At 34.7% G+C, this 16666-nt stretch carries 18 protein-coding genes; 3 read left to right on the top strand and 15 right to left on the bottom strand.

Annotated features, from left to right (window positions below; genetic code table 11):
- Positions 1-113: 113 nt before the first annotated feature.
- Positions 114-1577 carry a spore germination protein gene (locus I7822_RS11665; RefSeq protein WP_207978261.1) on the bottom strand — a complete coding sequence of 488 codons (1464 nt, stop codon included), beginning with the start codon at positions 1575-1577 and terminating at the stop codon, positions 114-116.
- Positions 1578-1762: 185 nt separating this feature from the next.
- Between I7822_RS11665 and I7822_RS11660 the strand changes: the two genes are divergently transcribed.
- Entirely contained in the window at positions 1763-2641 is an 879-nt protein-coding gene (locus I7822_RS11660) for a hypothetical protein (RefSeq protein ID WP_207978259.1), read from the top strand.
- Here I7822_RS11660 and I7822_RS11655 read toward each other — a convergent pair.
- From I7822_RS11655 to I7822_RS11620, 8 genes are all read right to left on the bottom strand, one after another.
- Positions 2631-4166, bottom strand: a complete 1536-nt coding sequence (locus I7822_RS11655) for a rhomboid family protein (RefSeq protein WP_207978257.1) — start codon at positions 4164-4166, stop codon at positions 2631-2633. The two genes, I7822_RS11660 and I7822_RS11655, sit on opposite strands and share 11 nt — an antisense overlap.
- A gap of 340 nt (positions 4167-4506) precedes the next feature.
- The gene (yqgO, locus tag I7822_RS11650) at positions 4507-4674 is read right to left on the bottom strand and encodes a protein YqgO (protein ID WP_207978486.1); all 168 of its coding nucleotides are present in this window, start codon (positions 4672-4674) and stop codon (positions 4507-4509) included.
- Between the two features lie 42 nt (positions 4675-4716).
- Positions 4717-5655, bottom strand: coding sequence for an L-lactate dehydrogenase (locus tag I7822_RS11645; protein WP_207978251.1), 939 nt, complete (start codon positions 5653-5655; stop codon positions 4717-4719).
- Between the two features lie 106 nt (positions 5656-5761).
- Positions 5762-6550 carry a DUF92 domain-containing protein gene (locus I7822_RS11640; protein ID WP_207978249.1) on the bottom strand — a complete coding sequence of 263 codons (789 nt, stop codon included), beginning with the start codon at positions 6548-6550 and terminating at the stop codon, positions 5762-5764.
- Between the two features lies 1 nt (position 6551).
- On the bottom strand, positions 6552-7109 hold the full coding sequence (locus tag I7822_RS11635; RefSeq protein WP_207978247.1) for a 5-formyltetrahydrofolate cyclo-ligase: 558 nt from the start codon (positions 7107-7109) through the stop codon (positions 6552-6554).
- A gap of 116 nt (positions 7110-7225) precedes the next feature.
- Positions 7226-7375, bottom strand: a complete 150-nt coding sequence (gene rpmG, locus I7822_RS11630) for a 50S ribosomal protein L33 (protein WP_066334843.1) — start codon at positions 7373-7375, stop codon at positions 7226-7228.
- Between the two features lie 110 nt (positions 7376-7485).
- Positions 7486-8697: a glycosyltransferase family 4 protein gene (locus I7822_RS11625; RefSeq protein ID WP_207978245.1), complete on the bottom strand. Its 1212-nt coding sequence runs from the start codon at positions 8695-8697 to the stop codon at positions 7486-7488.
- The gene (locus tag I7822_RS11620) at positions 8690-9151 is read right to left on the bottom strand and encodes a hypothetical protein (RefSeq protein ID WP_207978243.1); all 462 of its coding nucleotides are present in this window, start codon (positions 9149-9151) and stop codon (positions 8690-8692) included. The genes I7822_RS11625 and I7822_RS11620 overlap by 8 nt, the downstream gene beginning before the upstream one ends.
- Before the next feature lie 183 nt (positions 9152-9334).
- Here I7822_RS11620 and I7822_RS11615 point away from each other — a divergent pair, with 183 nt between their 5' ends.
- The gene (locus I7822_RS11615) at positions 9335-9700 is read left to right on the top strand and encodes a hypothetical protein (protein ID WP_207978241.1); all 366 of its coding nucleotides are present in this window, start codon (positions 9335-9337) and stop codon (positions 9698-9700) included.
- On the top strand, positions 9697-10200 hold the full coding sequence (locus tag I7822_RS11610; protein ID WP_207978240.1) for an endolytic transglycosylase MltG: 504 nt from the start codon (positions 9697-9699) through the stop codon (positions 10198-10200). Before I7822_RS11615 ends, I7822_RS11610 begins: the two co-directional genes overlap by 4 nt.
- 178 nt (positions 10201-10378) lie before the next feature.
- Here the strand turns inward: I7822_RS11610 and phoU are convergent, their stop codons facing one another.
- The 6 genes from phoU to I7822_RS11580 form a co-directional block, all read right to left on the bottom strand.
- Entirely contained in the window at positions 10379-11038 is a 660-nt protein-coding gene (gene phoU, locus I7822_RS11605; protein ID WP_207978238.1) for a phosphate signaling complex protein PhoU, read from the bottom strand.
- A gap of 114 nt (positions 11039-11152) precedes the next feature.
- Positions 11153-11965 carry a phosphate ABC transporter ATP-binding protein PstB gene (gene pstB / locus I7822_RS11600; protein ID WP_207978236.1) on the bottom strand — a complete coding sequence of 271 codons (813 nt, stop codon included), beginning with the start codon at positions 11963-11965 and terminating at the stop codon, positions 11153-11155.
- 26 nt (positions 11966-11991) lie between these two features.
- Positions 11992-12870, bottom strand: coding sequence for a phosphate ABC transporter permease PstA (pstA, locus tag I7822_RS11595; RefSeq protein ID WP_207978234.1), 879 nt, complete (start codon positions 12868-12870; stop codon positions 11992-11994).
- A gap of 1 nt (position 12871) precedes the next feature.
- Positions 12872-13819, bottom strand: a complete 948-nt coding sequence (pstC, locus tag I7822_RS11590; protein ID WP_207978232.1) for a phosphate ABC transporter permease subunit PstC — start codon at positions 13817-13819, stop codon at positions 12872-12874.
- A gap of 84 nt (positions 13820-13903) precedes the next feature.
- Positions 13904-14899: a PstS family phosphate ABC transporter substrate-binding protein gene (locus tag I7822_RS11585; protein ID WP_207978230.1), complete on the bottom strand. Its 996-nt coding sequence runs from the start codon at positions 14897-14899 to the stop codon at positions 13904-13906.
- Positions 14900-15193: 294 nt separating this feature from the next.
- On the bottom strand, positions 15194-16483 hold the full coding sequence (locus tag I7822_RS11580) for an MFS transporter (RefSeq protein ID WP_207978228.1): 1290 nt from the start codon (positions 16481-16483) through the stop codon (positions 15194-15196).
- Positions 16484-16666 lie beyond the last annotated feature (183 nt).

Raw genomic sequence — 16666 nt, 5'->3', positions numbered from 1 at the left:
GGGCTGACATTGTCAGCCTTTTTTTATAGAACCCCACAGTGCAAGGAATTTTATAATTTCCTTATTGACTAAAAAACAGACTAATTCTATTTTAAATTAGTCTGTTTAGAATATTAACGATCAGGATCCTGAGGATGCAAAAACGTTGGTCGTCTGTTTTTCAATGGCATAGGTGCTCTAAATAATACATCTCGCATTCCTCGATAATTAAATGGGATGAATGGATATAAATAAGGTACATTAAATGATTTCATGCGAGTAAGCATGATAATCCAACAAGTTATTCCACCTACAAATCCAATTACACCTAGCCATGCTGTAAAGAGTAATAAGATAATTCGATAGATTCTATTCGCAAGTCCAAGCTCGTAGCTTGGGGTTGCAAAGGTTCCGATAGCTGCTATAGCTAAATAAAGAACAACTTCATATGTTAGTAGCCCAACTTCAACAGCTACTTGACCAATCATCAAAGCTGCAACTAATCCAAGTGCAGTTGCTAATGATGAAGGAGTATGTATCGCAGCCATCCTTAATACATCTATTCCTATCTCTATAAGTAAAAACTGAATGAGTAATGGAATATGACCTTGTTCATTAATTCCGATAAATTCTAGACCAGGGGGTAGTAGCCCCGGATTTTCAGCAACTAAATACCAAAGTGGTAAAAGGAAAATTGATGCCCAAACAGCCAAAAATCGAACAATTCGTAAATAAGCACCCACTACTGGTTTATTGCGATACTCCTCTGCATGCTGGAGATGATGCCAAAACGTTGTTGGCGTAATAAGTGCACTTGGAGATCCATCAACGAAAACAATGACATGTCCCTCATACAAATGAGCTGCAGCAGTATCTGGTCGCTCTGTGTATCGAACCATAGGGTATGGGTTTAAATGTCTACCTGCAATAAACTCTTCAACTGTTTTTTCTCCCATCGGTAAACCATCTGTATCGATTGCTTCTAATGACTCTTTAAGATCCTTTACATGGTCTAAATCGGCAATATCTTCTAAATAACAAACAACAACATCTGTTTTAGAGCGTCTACCAACTTGTAAGTATTCCATCCGAAGTGAACGGTCTCTTATTCGCCTTCTTGTTAAAGCGGTGTTAAAGACGATTGTTTCAACATATCCATCTCTAGAGCCTCGAACAACTCGCTCCATATCTGGCTCTTGCGGACCTCTAACCGGGTATGTCCGTGCATCGATTAGGATTACCTCATCAATGCCATCAACGACAAGGGCAGTTGGTCCCGCTAACACAGTGTGGACTACTGAATTTAAGTCATTTGATTTATCAATTTCAACATAAGGAATATATGTTTTTAACAGCCGCTGTAATGTGTTTTCCTCAATCTGCTCTGGAGAAAGCTCTGATAAATATCTCATTAAATAATGAAGGATATCATCCTTAACAAATCCATCAACCAAAAATAACGCCATTTTTCGTCCAGCATATTCAAGATCTAATCGAATGACATCGAAGCTTTTTTTTACTCCTAGTCGTTCAGACAAATAGTCAATATTCTCTTGAAAATCTTTTGAAACAATTTTCTTTTCTACCTCATACGCCATAAGATTTCTCCATTTCGTAGCTCGATTTGTTACTCATCTTAGACGAAATGCTGGAAATACATACCTGTTATAATTATTTTGTTATTAATTCCAATTGAATAAAAGCTAACTTATTCACTCTTATTCATATTTAGTGCTATAGTGTCATACACTTAAGCAACCTGTCCTGCACGGAGTTGATGCTGATGAAAACAACAAAATGGGTAATAGTGATCTTACTAGCGTTAATAACTTCCGGTTTTCTTTATTTTTATCATGGGAAAATTGCAAGGGAAAGCATCATCTTTTTCCCAATTGACGACTCTGTAACCTTTGATAAAGCTTCTACTTCTCTCCAGTTTGCTGGTAAAAAAGATGATGATGAGTATATCATTGAGTGGGATGTTACTTCACTTACAAACAAGGAAATATTTCTAAGACAAGATATATCTTTGCTATTTTCAGATGGAAAATTAGTCGAGACACTTTCTGAATGGGAGGATCAAAGCCAAAAGCTTGCACAATATAAAAAAATTACTGGTGAAGATAGCAGCCATTATCAAGCGATTAGTCTTCATTATGGAGAAATTCATTTGGAGAATGATCTTATCCGTAGTACACAGCGAATGTCTAGAGACCATTTATACGTAATTGACTCGGAATTTACAGATCTTTTTTCTTTTAAAAGGCCACATACTGATGAAGAACAAGAGTGGAAAGACATTTTAGATAAAGTGACAGAACAACATCTTGAATACAGCTGGAATCAATTGGTTGAGTATTATAAAATTGACGAAACGAAATATGAAAGAATTCCGTTTATAGAGTTAGAAAGGTACAATAGTGATCCGATTTTAGGATTATCAAAGGCTAAAACACAAGAAGTGATTGGTAGCCTTTGGGAAGGTTTATATAAAAATTACTTTTTAGGTTTAAAAACGAAAGAAGGCAAGGTGATTGAACCAATTGGCAGCACCATGCCTTTGATTTTGATTGCAAAAAATTACTCTCATATTGTGATACTTATCCAAGCTGAGAATGGTTTACCATTTAAATTTATTCAGAACATATCGGTTAGTTATTAAGTTGTTCCTTAAACGATTTATAATCCGCATTTGTAGGGTCATATTTCAATGCTTTATTTACCTCTTTCAAAGCAAGAGAAATGTCACCCATATTTGCGTATAAGATTGAGAGGTTAAAATGCGCTTGATGATAGGAATTATCATCTGAAATGATTTGTTGTAAATGCTGAACTGCTTGATCATACTTTTCCAATTCAATTTCACTTACTGATAACAAAAACAAAAGATCATTTGAGGTGTTATCAGTTTTTATCGCTTCATTTAAATAAGAATAGGCTTCTTCATATTTTTCTTCTTGTATTAACTCTTGCCCTTGAAGAACTGTATACTGTGAATACTGCTCTTCAGTTTGGCTAATTCCGTATCGATATAAAACAACTAATAAGGTAATTGTTGAAGTTAGGCCTATTAGTCTCAGTAGAATATGCTTTCTTTTAGGAAGTTGAACAATTAATGCTGCAAGAAAACCACCAATTAATCCACCAATATGTCCCGCATTATCAATATTTGGAATTGCAAAGCCCAATGCTAAGTTAATACCTACTACAACTAATAGGTTCGAGCCCATCGTTCGGAAAAATACTTTTCTATTTTGCACACCAATGTATAATAACGCACCAAAGCAACCGAATATAGCACCAGAGGCACCTGCAGATAGAAATGGACTAAATGCAAAGCTTACAATCGAACCAGAAACGCCTGCAACTAAATAGATAAACAAAAAGCGTAGTGAGCCATATGCTCGTTCAACTGCAGGTCCAATGTAAAAGAGCGCAAAACTATTCATAAGTAAATGCAGAAAACCAATATGTAACACAATTGGAGTGAAGAATCTCCACCATTCCCCATCATAGATGAGAGGATTATATTTTGCTCCGAAACGAATTAATGTTTCCGAATTGGAACTGCCACCGTATAATTCGAGGAGAAGAAACATAATAATTTGTAATCCTAAAAAAAGATACGTTAAAAACGGCTTACCATTTTGAAAGATTTTTCTTTCTTCTTCTTTCTGTTCGTTCTGAAAGTCGATTACCCTATTTCTTACTTTTTGAATGTCTGCAATTTCTAGATTTTCCATTAGTATTTCATGATCGAATTTCACTGGAACGTTCAATGCCTCTTCTAATTTTTGAATCCCTTCCTTTAGATTATCCTTTATTAACAAGGAAGAGGTTATATCAATTTTACCTTTTAACCTACTGTATCCTTTAACAAAGCTATCAGGATAGTCATCTACAGGTGGTAACGAAGAAACATATATATTCATTACACGAATTGGACCTCTTACACCATTTCTTAAAAGTTGTTCAAATCTTCCACCTGCTTGTTCAATGTCTAAAGCAAGTGTGTTTCCCCAATCAACATCCATTCTTCTTAACCGAACTAACGTAAATTGTTTATTACGAAACGGCTCAAGTAATACCTCACGACCATCCTGGGATAGAGCCAAAATTGAATATTTCTGCTCCACTACTAGTTGTTCTATTAATGACCAATATAAATAATCTTGCTCTATCACCATAATATCCGCTCCGACCTTTATTTTTCTTTATTATAACAAGTAATGAAAGCGAAAAGGAAGAATCCTGCCTTTAAGCTACCTTTAAAAAAAGCCAAGGATTATTTATTAGCATAAAGGAACAAAAGCGCAAGCGCCTTGAACAGCCTCGGGCAAATAAGACGCTTAAGAATAGAAGGTGTTCTTTACCTTCAATTCTTAAGTGGCTGTAGACCCAAGAGGGGCTAGGCGCTGGAGCTGGATGCCTAGCGCTTAACCACAGTACTAGAATTTTATAATTTCTTAGACAGTAAAAAAACTGACTTAACTACAAAGTCAGCTTTTTTTTCAAGAATTAACTTTTTTAATGAAAAGCACGATTAACAAAACGATCTCTCAAAAAAGGAACTCTCATTGATAATTGAATAAAAAATCTACGGAGCTCAGGTTGACCTAATACAAAATTCACAATTCTATATCGATAGCGATATAATGCGAATGTGCCAGCTACAAGCATAATGAGTCGTCTCATAAACATCCCTCCTACTCATATATTTAGTAGGAAAGTCCTTTTTTATCCTTCAAAAAAGGGAAACATTGTTTCTTTTAAGACATTTGCGGAATAGGCAAACTGTTTTTTCTCCTGTTCATTTAGCCGAAGCTCGACCACCCTTTGTATTCCATTTCGATTTACAATCGCAGGAACTCCTATATACACATCATCCTCACCATATTCACCTGCTAAATGACAAGATACAGTTAAAATAGAGTGCTCATTATGAAGGATGGCTTTTGTTAACCTGACAAGTCCCATCGCTATACCGTAATAGGTTGCCCCTTTTCGATTAATGATATGGTAGGCTGCATCCCTGACATTTACAAAAATCTCGTCAAGCTTCTCCTGCTCTTCGGTCATAGTTTCAAGTATTGGGACACCACCAATATCAGCATGGCTCCACACTGGCAACTCAGTGTCACCGTGTTCTCCGATAATATAAGCATGAACATTCCGTGTGTCTACTTTAAAATGTTCACCTAAAAGATATCGGAATCTTGCAGTATCAAGAATCGTTCCAGAGCCAATAACACGGCTTTGTGGTAAACCAGAATACTTCCAAACTGCATATGTTAAAATATCCACTGGATTTGTAGCAACAATAAAGATACCATCAAACCCGCTAGCCATCACATCAGTTACAATTGTTTTAAAAATTTTTACGTTTTTTGCAACTAAATCTAGTCGGGTTTCTCCAGGCTTTTGGTTAGCTCCTGCGCATATAACAACGATATCTGCATCATTACAATCCTCATAGCCTCCATACCAGATTTTAGTAGGGCTTGGAGCAAAGGCTAAGCCATGATTAAGATCCATTGCGTCACCTTCTGATTTCTCCTTGTTCAGATCAATTAAAACTAATTCCTCTGTAACACCTTGATTTAACAAGGCAAATGCATAACTAGATCCTACAAAACCTGTACCTATAAGTGCGACACGATTTACATTACTAGCCATTTGCTTCCAACCCTTTCAATTGTTTTATTCTTTACACTTTGTGAATTGCTTCACAATTTAATTTTACACTACTATTGTCACTATGTAAGATTAATATTTGAACAATTCATGAAAGAATAAAACCTAGTAAAGTAGCAAACGCAATTGATAAGAGGTTCACCGCATCATTATTTAGAAAACTATACTTTGTCAGTTTCGTACCACTATTACTACAATGTACTTGTTTTTCAGTTATTTTTTCACAAACATTACATTTATATTTAACTTGAATTGTTTGCCCTAGTAATGTGTCAAGGATATTTCCGATAAAACCAAAAATCACAATACACAACATAAAGTAAACAGAAATAGAAAACAACATTCCTGCAATTATACTTATAAAAGCCGCTCCAGCTAATGCTGCACTCGTGCCTAGGATAGATACTGCACCAGACGTGCCTCTTTCTACTTTTTTTAAGGTTAAAAGTAATCTAGGCTTTCGTTTACTTAGCGTACCGATCTCAGATGCCCATGTATCAGCATTTGCTGCAGCGATCGATATACAAAAGCAAAATAATAACCTTTGATCTACACTCGGTTCGATAAATTGAAATAGTCCAAGTATCGCGGGTACACTTCCATTAGCCATCACCTGAACAATATCTCTGCGATCTCCTTTTTCTAGCATGTGCTGAAGGTTTGACTTCTTTGCACTTTGATACTTACTTAATAAACTTGAACTACTGAAAAAGCAGCCTAATACGAATAGACCCTCCCAGGAAAAACCTAGGTAAATGACAAATCCTACACAAACCGCTCCGATTGCACCGCTGACAGTTAATGAGTTTACCTTCCAACCAACATATGATATCAATAAGATAAACAAGAAAGCCCAAACCAGATCGAGCTCTATCATATTAGTTGATTACCTCACATTCGGTAATAATTGTTGAAACAGGAAGATCATGTGGCTCAGTAGGCACTTCCTCAACAATTTGCGTAGAAAAAGCTAAAGACAAGGTATGGTTTTTGTAATGTGTTAAATATCGGTCAAAATACCCTCCACCATAGCCAATACGATAGCCCCTTCGGTCATAACAGATACCAGGTATGATCATAAGGTCAATTTGATTTGGACTGACCTTTTCCGTTTCCAAAACTTTCGGCTCTAGAAGACCAAAAAAGACGCGTTCAAGCTGATCAAAGGAGGTCATTTGTCTAAACTCCATAGTATTTGTTTTAGGATCACATTTTGGAACAACGATACGTTTCTTGTCTTGCCATGCCCTTTCGATGATATTTGTGGTATCAACCTCACGGCCATTTGATATTGTCACCGCAATAGTTTGAGCTGCTTGCCAAGAATCTAAAGTAAACAATTGTTGCTGAATCTCTCTCGAATAGTGTCTAAATGTTTCCTCAGCCATTTCAGCTAATCTTTGCTTAATTAAAGTTCGTAAGTGTTTCTTATCCATATGTAATTACCCTCCTTACCTTCATTATAGCTGGAAAAGAGGGTTAGAATCACTCGTATTTATTTTAATATGGCCCATAAAACAAAAAAAACAGTAGGAATAAAACATCCCTACTGTTACTTTGTTTCGCGGTGTGTAGTCATTTTTTTATCTCTTGAACAATATTTCTTAAGCTCAAGACGATCTGGGTTATTACGTTTATTCTTTTTAGAAATATAGTTACGTTCGCCACAATCAGTGCAAGCTAATGTAATATTTACACGCATGTTTCTTTCCCTCCAAACATAAAAAACTAATAAAACAAATCAGACTTTAATATAATAGCATTTTTATTAGACAAATTCCACATGAATTTCATTATATTTTTATTTTGACCTTATATACTTCTTTTTTTTATCATATTTTTATAAACATCAACTGTTTCATCAATAAGTAAAGACCAATTATACTCAGAATTTACTGACTGGAAACCTTTATATGCAATCTCCCGATACTGATCAGGTTGTGATAAATATTTACGAAGTTTTTCTGCAAGGAGCTTACTGTTTACTTCACTAATTAATATTCCTCGCTTTTCTGCAAGAATTTCTCCTAAGCCACCAATATTAAAGGCAACAGCCGGTTTAGCAGCAGCCATCCCCTCTAATGCAATAATGCCAAACGGCTCGTATAAACTCGGAATAACTAACATTTCACATTGCTTTAATAAGGTATTCCGTTCTAAATCATGTAAAAAGCCTGTAAAAATTACTTTATTCTCTAAATTGAATTTTATCGTTAATTGCTTTAACTCAGTTTCATATGGTCCTTTACCCGCAATAACAAGTATAAAATCTGGGAACTCTTTATGAATTTCCGAAAATGCATGGATAAATAGTTGAAAGCCCTTTTCTTTAACAAGTCTTCCCATTGCAAATAAAAATGGAGAATCTACAAAAGGAAACCTATTTCGTACATCCTCATTCAACATAATCGCTTGATAATTCTTCGGAATAATTCCATTTGGAATAACTTCAAGCTTCTCTAAGGGACAGCCAAGCTCATTATTTAAAACGTTCTTCATAAATAGACTACATACAATGATGCGATCAGATGCCTGTACAAGCTTTGTTTCATAATCTGTTATCCTATTTGTTATGACAGTGACCTGATCTTGTTTTCTTCCAAATTCGGTCGCATGAAACGTTGTGAGCAGTGGCAACTTCAAAATATTTTTCAATTGACTACCCGCAATACCCGTTAGCCAATCATGTACATGTATTAGATCAAAGGAAAGTTGTAATTCCTGTAAAACGAACTGTGAAAAACGAAAATTTATATTTCGAATGTAATCCAAGAATTCTGAGGGATTTCTCTTCCAAGGTAGTAAGCGAAAAACGTGAACACCATCTTCAACTATATATGATTCTTTATCTGTTTTAGAAATTGTAACAACGATATAAGTAATCCCCCGCTTAGTCCCTATTGAAGTTAAATCAGTAACATGCCTGCCGAGTCCTCCAACGATATGATCACGATATTCAGTTGTTAAGAGTAAAACAGTCACATTTGCATTATTACCCAAAAGTGGCACCTTCTTCTTATTCATATACTGTATATCCTGAGTATGCCTGTAACCACAATTGATGATCATCAATAAGTTGCTGCCATTGTATTTCCTTACATTTAAGATTTTTACTTTGGAGAAAATGTATGGTATTAGATCGTTTCACAGTGATCGTTTCATTATGAGAGTTGCTTACAGCTAGTTCACAATTATATATTCCTGTGGGGATTGTCGCTAAACGCAAAACACCACTTGGATCACTTATAAAAAAATCAGTCATTTGTTGGTGTTTATTATTTTTATTAAGAATAACTCTCATATGTAAATCATTAAACTGTTCACCAAGTATATTCTCTAGTAGAATTTTGGTAGTAGATAAAATGTTCCAGGTTATAAGAAGATATGTTGGATAGGCAATTATTTTTAGAGAATCCTCATAAAATGTCGATTGAGCTCGAATGATATTATTATTCTGACTGTTGTCAATTGGTTTCATAGCTGTCCTCTTCTTTCTCATTTACATGCTTATGATTATCTTATCATGCATAGACTGTGAATACTTGTTTACATTCTAGAGAAAATTCGTCAAAAAGCTACACTTTATGAAAAAAATCACTTCTTTACAATGACAATTTATGATATAAAGGTAGAGGGAAATAATCAATAGAAGGTGAAAAAAGTGACAATCATGATTATTATTTTGTTTATTATAAGCATCGTGCTTATCGGCATATCTTTTCTACAACGTGACAATGTAAAAGAACTAGAACAGGAGCTAGATCATTTACAATTGTCGGCGATGCAAGAGATATACAAACTAAAAAAGAAAATGAGAGTCGTCGAAGAAGAGCTCTTACAAAACGATACTCCTCTAAAGGAACAAACTAAAACGAATAGTGAAGATAGCCAAGCTAATCCTAATACTTCACGTATTTTAGCAAAGTATCGTCAAGGAATGTCTATTGAAGCGATCGCATTATCAGAAGGTACATCTGTTGAAGAGATCCGAGCAATTGTTGAAAAGAATGAGAGGGTTTTAACATGAGTAAAACCGGATTTCAAACATTTGCAGCAGGCATGATTGTAGCTACATCATTACTTGGCGGAACATATCTTTTATCTGATAACAAATCAGCAGAAGCTGACGCAGAAAAGAAAGAAGTTACTAAAAGTGATGTTGAATCATTTTTAACAAGTAACGGAAAAGTTTCTATAACAACTGACGAATATGAAGAATTATTAGCAGCAAAGGATAAAGCTGTTCAGCAACAGGATACAAAAACAGCAGTAGAAACACCTGAAAAGAATGAAAGTACAGCTGAAGAAAAGAAAGACGAAGTAGTTAAATATAGCGTTACAATTAAATCAGGTATGACAACTAGTGAGATTTCTGATTTACTAGAGCAAAACGGAATTATTGAAGACTCCTTTGACTTTGATCAATTTTTAATCAAAGGGAACTATCATCAAAAAGTACAGCTTGGTACATTCACTGTTCAAAAAGGAATGACATATAACCAGCTTGCAGAAATATTAACAAAATAAACATAGAAAAAACAGCTATAGAGATTGATCTCAATGGCTGTTTTTCTATGTTATTTACCGTTAAACAAAACTGTTGATAATTAAGGGAGCAAGATTTCCCTCCCTTAAGATAAAAACAACAATTAGATTTAACAAAGCCATTTTATTAACAAATGAATCCTATATGTAATACACACTTTTAGCTATTCAAATCATATCGTTGGCCTTTAACAAGGTACATGATGCTTTCAGATATATTTGTTGTATGGTCTGCAGTTCTTTCAATATATCGGCATATAAACAATAGCTGGGTTAGTTGCTGAGAGTTTTCCTTTTTGGATTCCATAAGTTCTAGAATGTCACGTATTGTTTCTCCATATAGCTCGTCTACTTGATCATCCATATCAGCGACTTTTTTTGCTAATACGATATCCTCCTCATTAAAAGCTTTTATTGAGAGAGAGAGCATTTCAGATGCAATATTGTGCATTTTTTTAATACTATGGATCGGCTTAACTAGAGGTTCGTCACCAATTCTTATTGTTGATTTAGCAATATTAACAGCAAAATCAGCCATCCTTTCGATGTCACTGGAAATTTTGATTGCGACAATAATTCTTCTAAGGTCAACGGCAACTGGTTGTTGCTTTGCAATTAATATGATTGCTAAATCATTAATTTCTTCATCAAGATCATCTACTCTATTGTCGTCCTCGATAATTTCCAATGCCTCTTCAATATTTTGATTTTCTAATGCATGTATGGCTTTGCTAAGTGCAACTTCTGTAAGGCTTCCAATTTCGATTAATTTATCTCTTAAGTTTTTTAAGTCAAAATCAAATCTTTCTCTAACACTCATGCTCCATACCTCCTTATTCTTCTTATTCCCTAAAAAAGTAATTTCTAACATAGGTTTTTACTTAAAAATAAAAAAGTCGTGCCAGATTCATATAAGCACGACTTTTTTAATTGATTAACCAAATCGACCAGTAATATAATCTTCTGTTCTTTTATCAGAAGGGTTAGAAAATAATCTATCGGTATCGGTAAATTCTACAACCTCCCCATTTAAGAAGAAAGCAGTACGATCTGAAATTCGAGCAGCTTGTTGCATGTTATGTGTTACGATAATAATACTATAGTTTTGTTTTAACTCTTGAATTAATTCTTCAATTTTAAGTGTCGAAATCGGGTCGAGGGCGGATGTAGGCTCATCCATTAATATGACATCCGGCTCAATTGCAAGACAACGAGCAATACATAAACGTTGTTGCTGACCACCAGATAGACCGTATGCATTTTCTTTCAATCGATCTTTTACTTCATCCCAAATAGCAGCACCACGTAAACTCTTCTCAACAACTTCATCGATAATCTTCTTATCTTTAATACCATGTATCTTCGGGCCATATGCGATGTTTTCATAAATTGATTTTGGGAATGGATTTGGTTTTTGAAACACCATCCCTACTTGTGTTCTAAGCTCTTCTACACCATATGACTTATCAAAAATATTTTTCCCACGATAAAGAATTTGCCCAGATGTACGAACTATAGGAATTAGTTCAACCATGCGATTAAGCGTTTTGATATATGTCGATTTACCACAACCAGAAGGTCCTATAATTGCTGTTACATCATTTTCATAAATATCAAGGTCAATATTTTTTAAAGCTTGGTCCTTACCATACCAAAGATTCAAACTATCTGTTTTATATACTACCTTCTTATTTACATTAACTTCATTATTTTGTGTATTTTCTCTTTTAATTTTCACACTTTCCATACGAAAACCCCTCCAATTAAAACTTCTTAATAACGTTTCTGGAATTTATTTCGGATTAACACAGCAATTGAGTTCATCACTATTAAGAAAATAAACAACACGATGATACCTGCAGCTGCGACCTGTTGAAATTCTGGCTGTGGTCTTGCTGCCCAGTTGTATATTTGAATTGGCATAACAGTAAATGTACTCAAAACGTCTTCTGGTAGGTAATTGACGAAAGCAAATGCACCGACCACTAGTAAAGGAGCTGTTTCTCCAATTGCACGTGAAAAGGCTAATATACTTCCCGTTACAATTCCAGGGATTGCTGCTGGTAAAACGACTCTTATAATCGTTTGCCATTTAGTAGCTCCCATACCGTATGATGCTTCTCGTAGATCCTTCGGAACGGAACGGATTGCTTCTTGTGACGCAACAACAATAACAGGTAGTACGAGCAGTGCCATCGTAAATCCACCAGCTAATATACTTCGACCTAAATCGAAAAAACGAACAAAAACGGTTAACCCTAAAAGTCCAAAAACAATAGAAGGTACACCAGCAAGGTTTGAAATATTAGTTTGGATAAAGGTGTTAATCTTACTTTTCTTTGCATATTCTTCTAAATAGATTGCCGTTCCAACTGCTAAAATCAGTGCTGTTGGAATAGTCACTCCCATTACCCATAGAGAACCTACTATAGCAGCTTTAATACCAGATCGCTCTGGTCTCCTTGAAGCATAGTTTTGGAAAAATTCAAGTGAAAAATAACTAGATCCTTGAGTGAATATCCGATATAAGAGAATAGCTAAAACAACTAATGCCAAAAAAGTAGCAGCCATAAAAATCCATTTGAATGTTTGATTTAATGCTAATCGTCCACCCATTTTTTTTGTAACAATTTCTTGGTCAATCATCTTCATATTAGTATTCCTCCCTAAAGCGTCGAGAAATATATTGTGCTAAAAGATTTAGAATAAGGGTAAACAAGAACAATGTCATACCAACGGCATATATGCTGTAATAAACAGTTGTTCCATATCCTACATCTCCTCCACTAACCTGAACAATATATGCTGTCATAGTTTGGATCGATTCAGTTGGGTCAAATGTTAGCTTAGGAGTTGCTCCCCCAGCCAAGGAAACAATCATAGTTTCACCGATAGCACGAGAAATACCTAATACGAATGATGCAACAATACCTGACATTGCAGCAGGAACGATTACCTTCATTGTTACTTCAAATCTTGTAGATCCTAATGCTAATGCTCCCTCTCTCATTGAATTAGGAACAGAGCTCATTGCATCTTCAGAAAGTGAAGCAATCATTGGGATAATCATAATTCCAACTACTATTCCAGGACTAAGAGCATTAAAAAGCGCCAAGTCAGGGACAATTTTTTGCAAAAGTGGTGTAACGAAAGTTAATGCAAAGAAACCATAAACAATTGTTGGAATACCAGCTAATACCTCTAATATCGGCTTAATAATTCTTCTTGTACGATCTGATGCATATTCACTCAAGAAAATAGCTGCCGCTAATCCAATTGGAACTGCTACGATAATTGCAATAACTGTAATTAATAACGTACCAGATACCAATGCACCAATTCCGTAAGTAGCACTTTCTTCAAAGAATGGATACCATTCCTTTTCTGTCAAGAATTCTACAATTGAAACTCTACTAAAGAAAGTTACTGTTTCAAAAATTAATGTTAATACTATACCTACAGTTGTCAAAATAGATATTAGTGCTAATACAAATAATACTCCAGGAACCATTTTTTCTACTATTTGATTTGTGCTATTTTTAGACTTTTTCTCTTTTATTAAGTCTCTAACACTTACACTTTGATTGTTTGTTAAAGCCATTTTGAAAACCCCTTTCCAAAACATAGGAAGAAAGATGAGAAGCATATCGAGATCGAGATGCTCCTCATCTACTCAACTAATGAATTATTTTAAACCCTCAAGAGTTTCAAGTTGAGTTGTATATTCCTCTTCTGGAAGAGATACATAACCAACTTCTTCAGCTAGTGTTCCAGCATTCTCAAGGTAGAATTTCACATATTCAGCAACATGTTCTTTATCTTTAATAGAAGCGTTGTTAACATAGATGAATAATGGACGTGAAAGTGGGTTGTAATCTCCAGATTCAACAGTTTCATTTGTAGGTTCAACAGCTTCTCCAGCTTCGTTTACAATAGGTACAACTTTTAAATTATCTTTATTTTCTAAGTAGTAAGCATAGCCAAAGTAACCAATAGAATTTTTATCTCCAGTAACACCTTTAACTAATGTGTTATCATCTTCAGATAATGTTGCAGCTTTAACAATTGCAGCATCTTCTAAGATAACTTCATTAAAGTAGTCATAAGTACCAGAGTCTGCTCCAGGTGAGAAGAATTTAACTTCTTCTGCTGGCCAATCAGGATTAATATCAGACCATTTTTTTGTTGATCCATCTTCAACCCACAACTTCTTTAAGTCTTCAACAGTTAATTGATCAATAAAATCATTTTCTTTGTTTACTACTACTGAAAGACCATCAAATGCTACTTTGAATTCTGTGAACTCAATTCCATTATCAGCTGCTGCTGTTTTTTCTTCGTCTTTAATTGGACGAGAAGCTTCAGAAATATCAGTTTCACCTGCTGTGAATTTTTCAAATCCACCACCAGTACCAGATATACCAATTGGAGCTTGTACTTTTGGATGATCAATTGAAAACTCTTCAGATACTGCTTCACCGATTGGAGCTACAGTAGAAGAACCATCGATTCCGATTTCACCTTCTAATTCAGCTGACTCTTCGCCAGTTTCTTCAGTTTGTTCTGTATCTTCAGTACCATTTTCACCAGTTGCTGCATCTTCACCATTTCCACAAGCTGCTGCGAAAGCAAGTAGTGAAGAAAGCATGATTGACATTGCTAGAAATTTAAAGCTTTTCATTCTTTAATTCCCCCTAGTATATTGGTTGTTTTGTCCTACGTGTATTAGAATAACGCGTGAGTATTAATCACGTTTTAACTGAATGTAAAGGTTTTGTAAATTCGTGATGTAGTTTGTCATAATTTGTTTTATTTTGTGTAATAGATCATCCTTACTTATCAAATCAATAATTTTTTATTTATTGTTTTACATTTGCTCCCTCCTTATTCTATTAAGAAGTAAAAAAGAATAGGTATTCTTTTTCTGAAGCCCTATTCTTTCATGCTCTTTTATCTATTTTATTTACAATTCAAATTATCCTCCACTATCGCCATCCACAAGATTAGTTTTACGGACAGGTTTCTGACCAGTTTTTTCTATTGGTATGTTACTTTCTTCAAGTTGTACATTTCTTACAAAGAAGTAAATAATTAAATGTCCTGCACCAATAATTGCTAGTAAGATTGGAATGCTTTGTTTTTCATTAAATAAAGTTACGGCAACGATGAAGCCTAGAATAGAGACAATTCGACCCGAATTCAGGAAAATTTCTTTCACAACAATATATTCGATTCTTGCCTTGGTTATATTCCAAGCCCTTCCGATTACATCATAGGTTATTGAAGCATACGGTACAAAGAGCATCGGATAACCAAAAGCAATCAATACAGCATATATAAGTAACCTTTGATACGATAAATCAAAGAGGATAACATAGATCGATAAATATAGAAAGATACCACCCATTAAAATGAACATTTTCCTCTTGGTTTTCTTTATGATCCTTGTTGCTAAGAAATAAGCTATGAATGCTGCGCTAGAGTTTACAAGCCCAAACTTCCCTAATGCCAATTCGCTTCCAGTAGCAATAAATACAAAAACACCAATAACAAATGCGAAGGTTCCTTCTCGAAGTCCTTGAAAGAAATGAGCACTCGTAATCATTTTCCAATTTCTATCTTTTTTTCTTTCATTGAATATTCGTTTAAATAAATAATCTCCTTCTGCAGGTCTTCTTTTCAAAAAAAAGCTTAGTACTACTGCACCAGAAAATAATAATAGGGATATTGAAAATATTGTGGTATACCCTGTGAAATTTTTTAGTCTTGAAATAATAAAACCGGCAATAATTGGTCCGACCATCCCAGCTGTTGAATTCATAATTCCTAAAAAACCATTAAAAAAGTCTCTAGTCTCAGGTTCGGTTATTTCAAAAGTAAGAACATTAAAGGCTAACCAGTAAAATCCATACCCAATCCCTAAAGTTCCCCCTAGTAAGATAATGAATTTTGCCGCTGATCCTCCAATTATTAATACCGACATGAAAAAGATCGCCAAAAAAATGACTCCAAGTCGTAATACAACTACGCGGTCTATTTTTTTGGCTAGCCTTCCCGCAAAAATAAATGTAATTGGTTGCATAATTACAATTGATAAATTGTAAATTCCTAAATCAATAAATTCTCCTGATTGCTTCCATAAATAGACGTTAACAAACGTATTAGATAAAGAAATACTCAGTGAGTACAACCCACCAATCACTAACAATAAAATTAAATCCTTACTAACATGTACATCTCCAATAATCTTTTGCAGTTTTGACATAAAAATAACTCCCCTTCAACTTCTACTACATAGTCTGTCTTATCAAAGTGGAGATATGTATTTTTATTGCAATTGATGTGATTAAAAGGGGGAGGTAATTTAATAAAGCAAAGATTCCACAATTAAGGGGTTTCTTATCATCCTTTGAAGGATATATGGATATTGACATCATATCTTTCTTCT

The organism is Metabacillus bambusae (assembly GCF_017497975.1).
In the GTDB taxonomy this organism is placed as follows: domain Bacteria; phylum Bacillota; class Bacilli; order Bacillales; family Bacillaceae; genus Metabacillus; species Metabacillus bambusae.
Note: the sequence above shows the minus strand (reverse complement) of the source record. Positions and strands in the feature narration are given on the sequence as shown.

What these genes read in the sequence shown, in the direction of transcription:
- I7822_RS11665 (WP_207978261.1), bottom strand. Translation starts at nt 1,577, where the DNA reads ATGGCGTATGAGGTAGAAAAGAAAATTGTTTCAAAAGATTTTCAAGAG.
- I7822_RS11660 (WP_207978259.1), top strand. Translation starts at nt 1,763, where the DNA reads ATGAAAACAACAAAATGGGTAATAGTGATCTTACTAGCGTTAATAACT.
- I7822_RS11655 (WP_207978257.1), bottom strand. Translation starts at nt 4,166, where the DNA reads ATGGTGATAGAGCAAGATTATTTATATTGGTCATTAATAGAACAACTA.
- yqgO (WP_207978486.1), bottom strand. Translation starts at nt 4,674, where the DNA reads ATGAGACGACTCATTATGCTTGTAGCTGGCACATTCGCATTATATCGC.
- I7822_RS11645 (WP_207978251.1), bottom strand. Translation starts at nt 5,655, where the DNA reads ATGGCTAGTAATGTAAATCGTGTCGCACTTATAGGTACAGGTTTTGTA.
- I7822_RS11640 (WP_207978249.1), bottom strand. Translation starts at nt 6,550, where the DNA reads ATGATAGAGCTCGATCTGGTTTGGGCTTTCTTGTTTATCTTATTGATA.
- I7822_RS11635 (WP_207978247.1), bottom strand. Translation starts at nt 7,109, where the DNA reads ATGGATAAGAAACACTTACGAACTTTAATTAAGCAAAGATTAGCTGAA.
- rpmG (WP_066334843.1), bottom strand. Translation starts at nt 7,375, where the DNA reads ATGCGTGTAAATATTACATTAGCTTGCACTGATTGTGGCGAACGTAAC.
- I7822_RS11625 (WP_207978245.1), bottom strand. Translation starts at nt 8,697, where the DNA reads ATGAATAAGAAGAAGGTGCCACTTTTGGGTAATAATGCAAATGTGACT.
- I7822_RS11620 (WP_207978243.1), bottom strand. Translation starts at nt 9,151, where the DNA reads ATGAAACCAATTGACAACAGTCAGAATAATAATATCATTCGAGCTCAA.
- I7822_RS11610 (WP_207978240.1), top strand. Translation starts at nt 9,697, where the DNA reads ATGAGTAAAACCGGATTTCAAACATTTGCAGCAGGCATGATTGTAGCT.
- phoU (WP_207978238.1), bottom strand. Translation starts at nt 11,038, where the DNA reads ATGAGTGTTAGAGAAAGATTTGATTTTGACTTAAAAAACTTAAGAGAT.
- pstB (WP_207978236.1), bottom strand. Translation starts at nt 11,965, where the DNA reads ATGGAAAGTGTGAAAATTAAAAGAGAAAATACACAAAATAATGAAGTT.
- pstA (WP_207978234.1), bottom strand. Translation starts at nt 12,870, where the DNA reads ATGAAGATGATTGACCAAGAAATTGTTACAAAAAAAATGGGTGGACGA.
- pstC (WP_207978232.1), bottom strand. Translation starts at nt 13,819, where the DNA reads ATGGCTTTAACAAACAATCAAAGTGTAAGTGTTAGAGACTTAATAAAA.
- I7822_RS11585 (WP_207978230.1), bottom strand. Translation starts at nt 14,899, where the DNA reads ATGAAAAGCTTTAAATTTCTAGCAATGTCAATCATGCTTTCTTCACTA.
- I7822_RS11580 (WP_207978228.1), bottom strand. Translation starts at nt 16,483, where the DNA reads ATGTCAAAACTGCAAAAGATTATTGGAGATGTACATGTTAGTAAGGAT.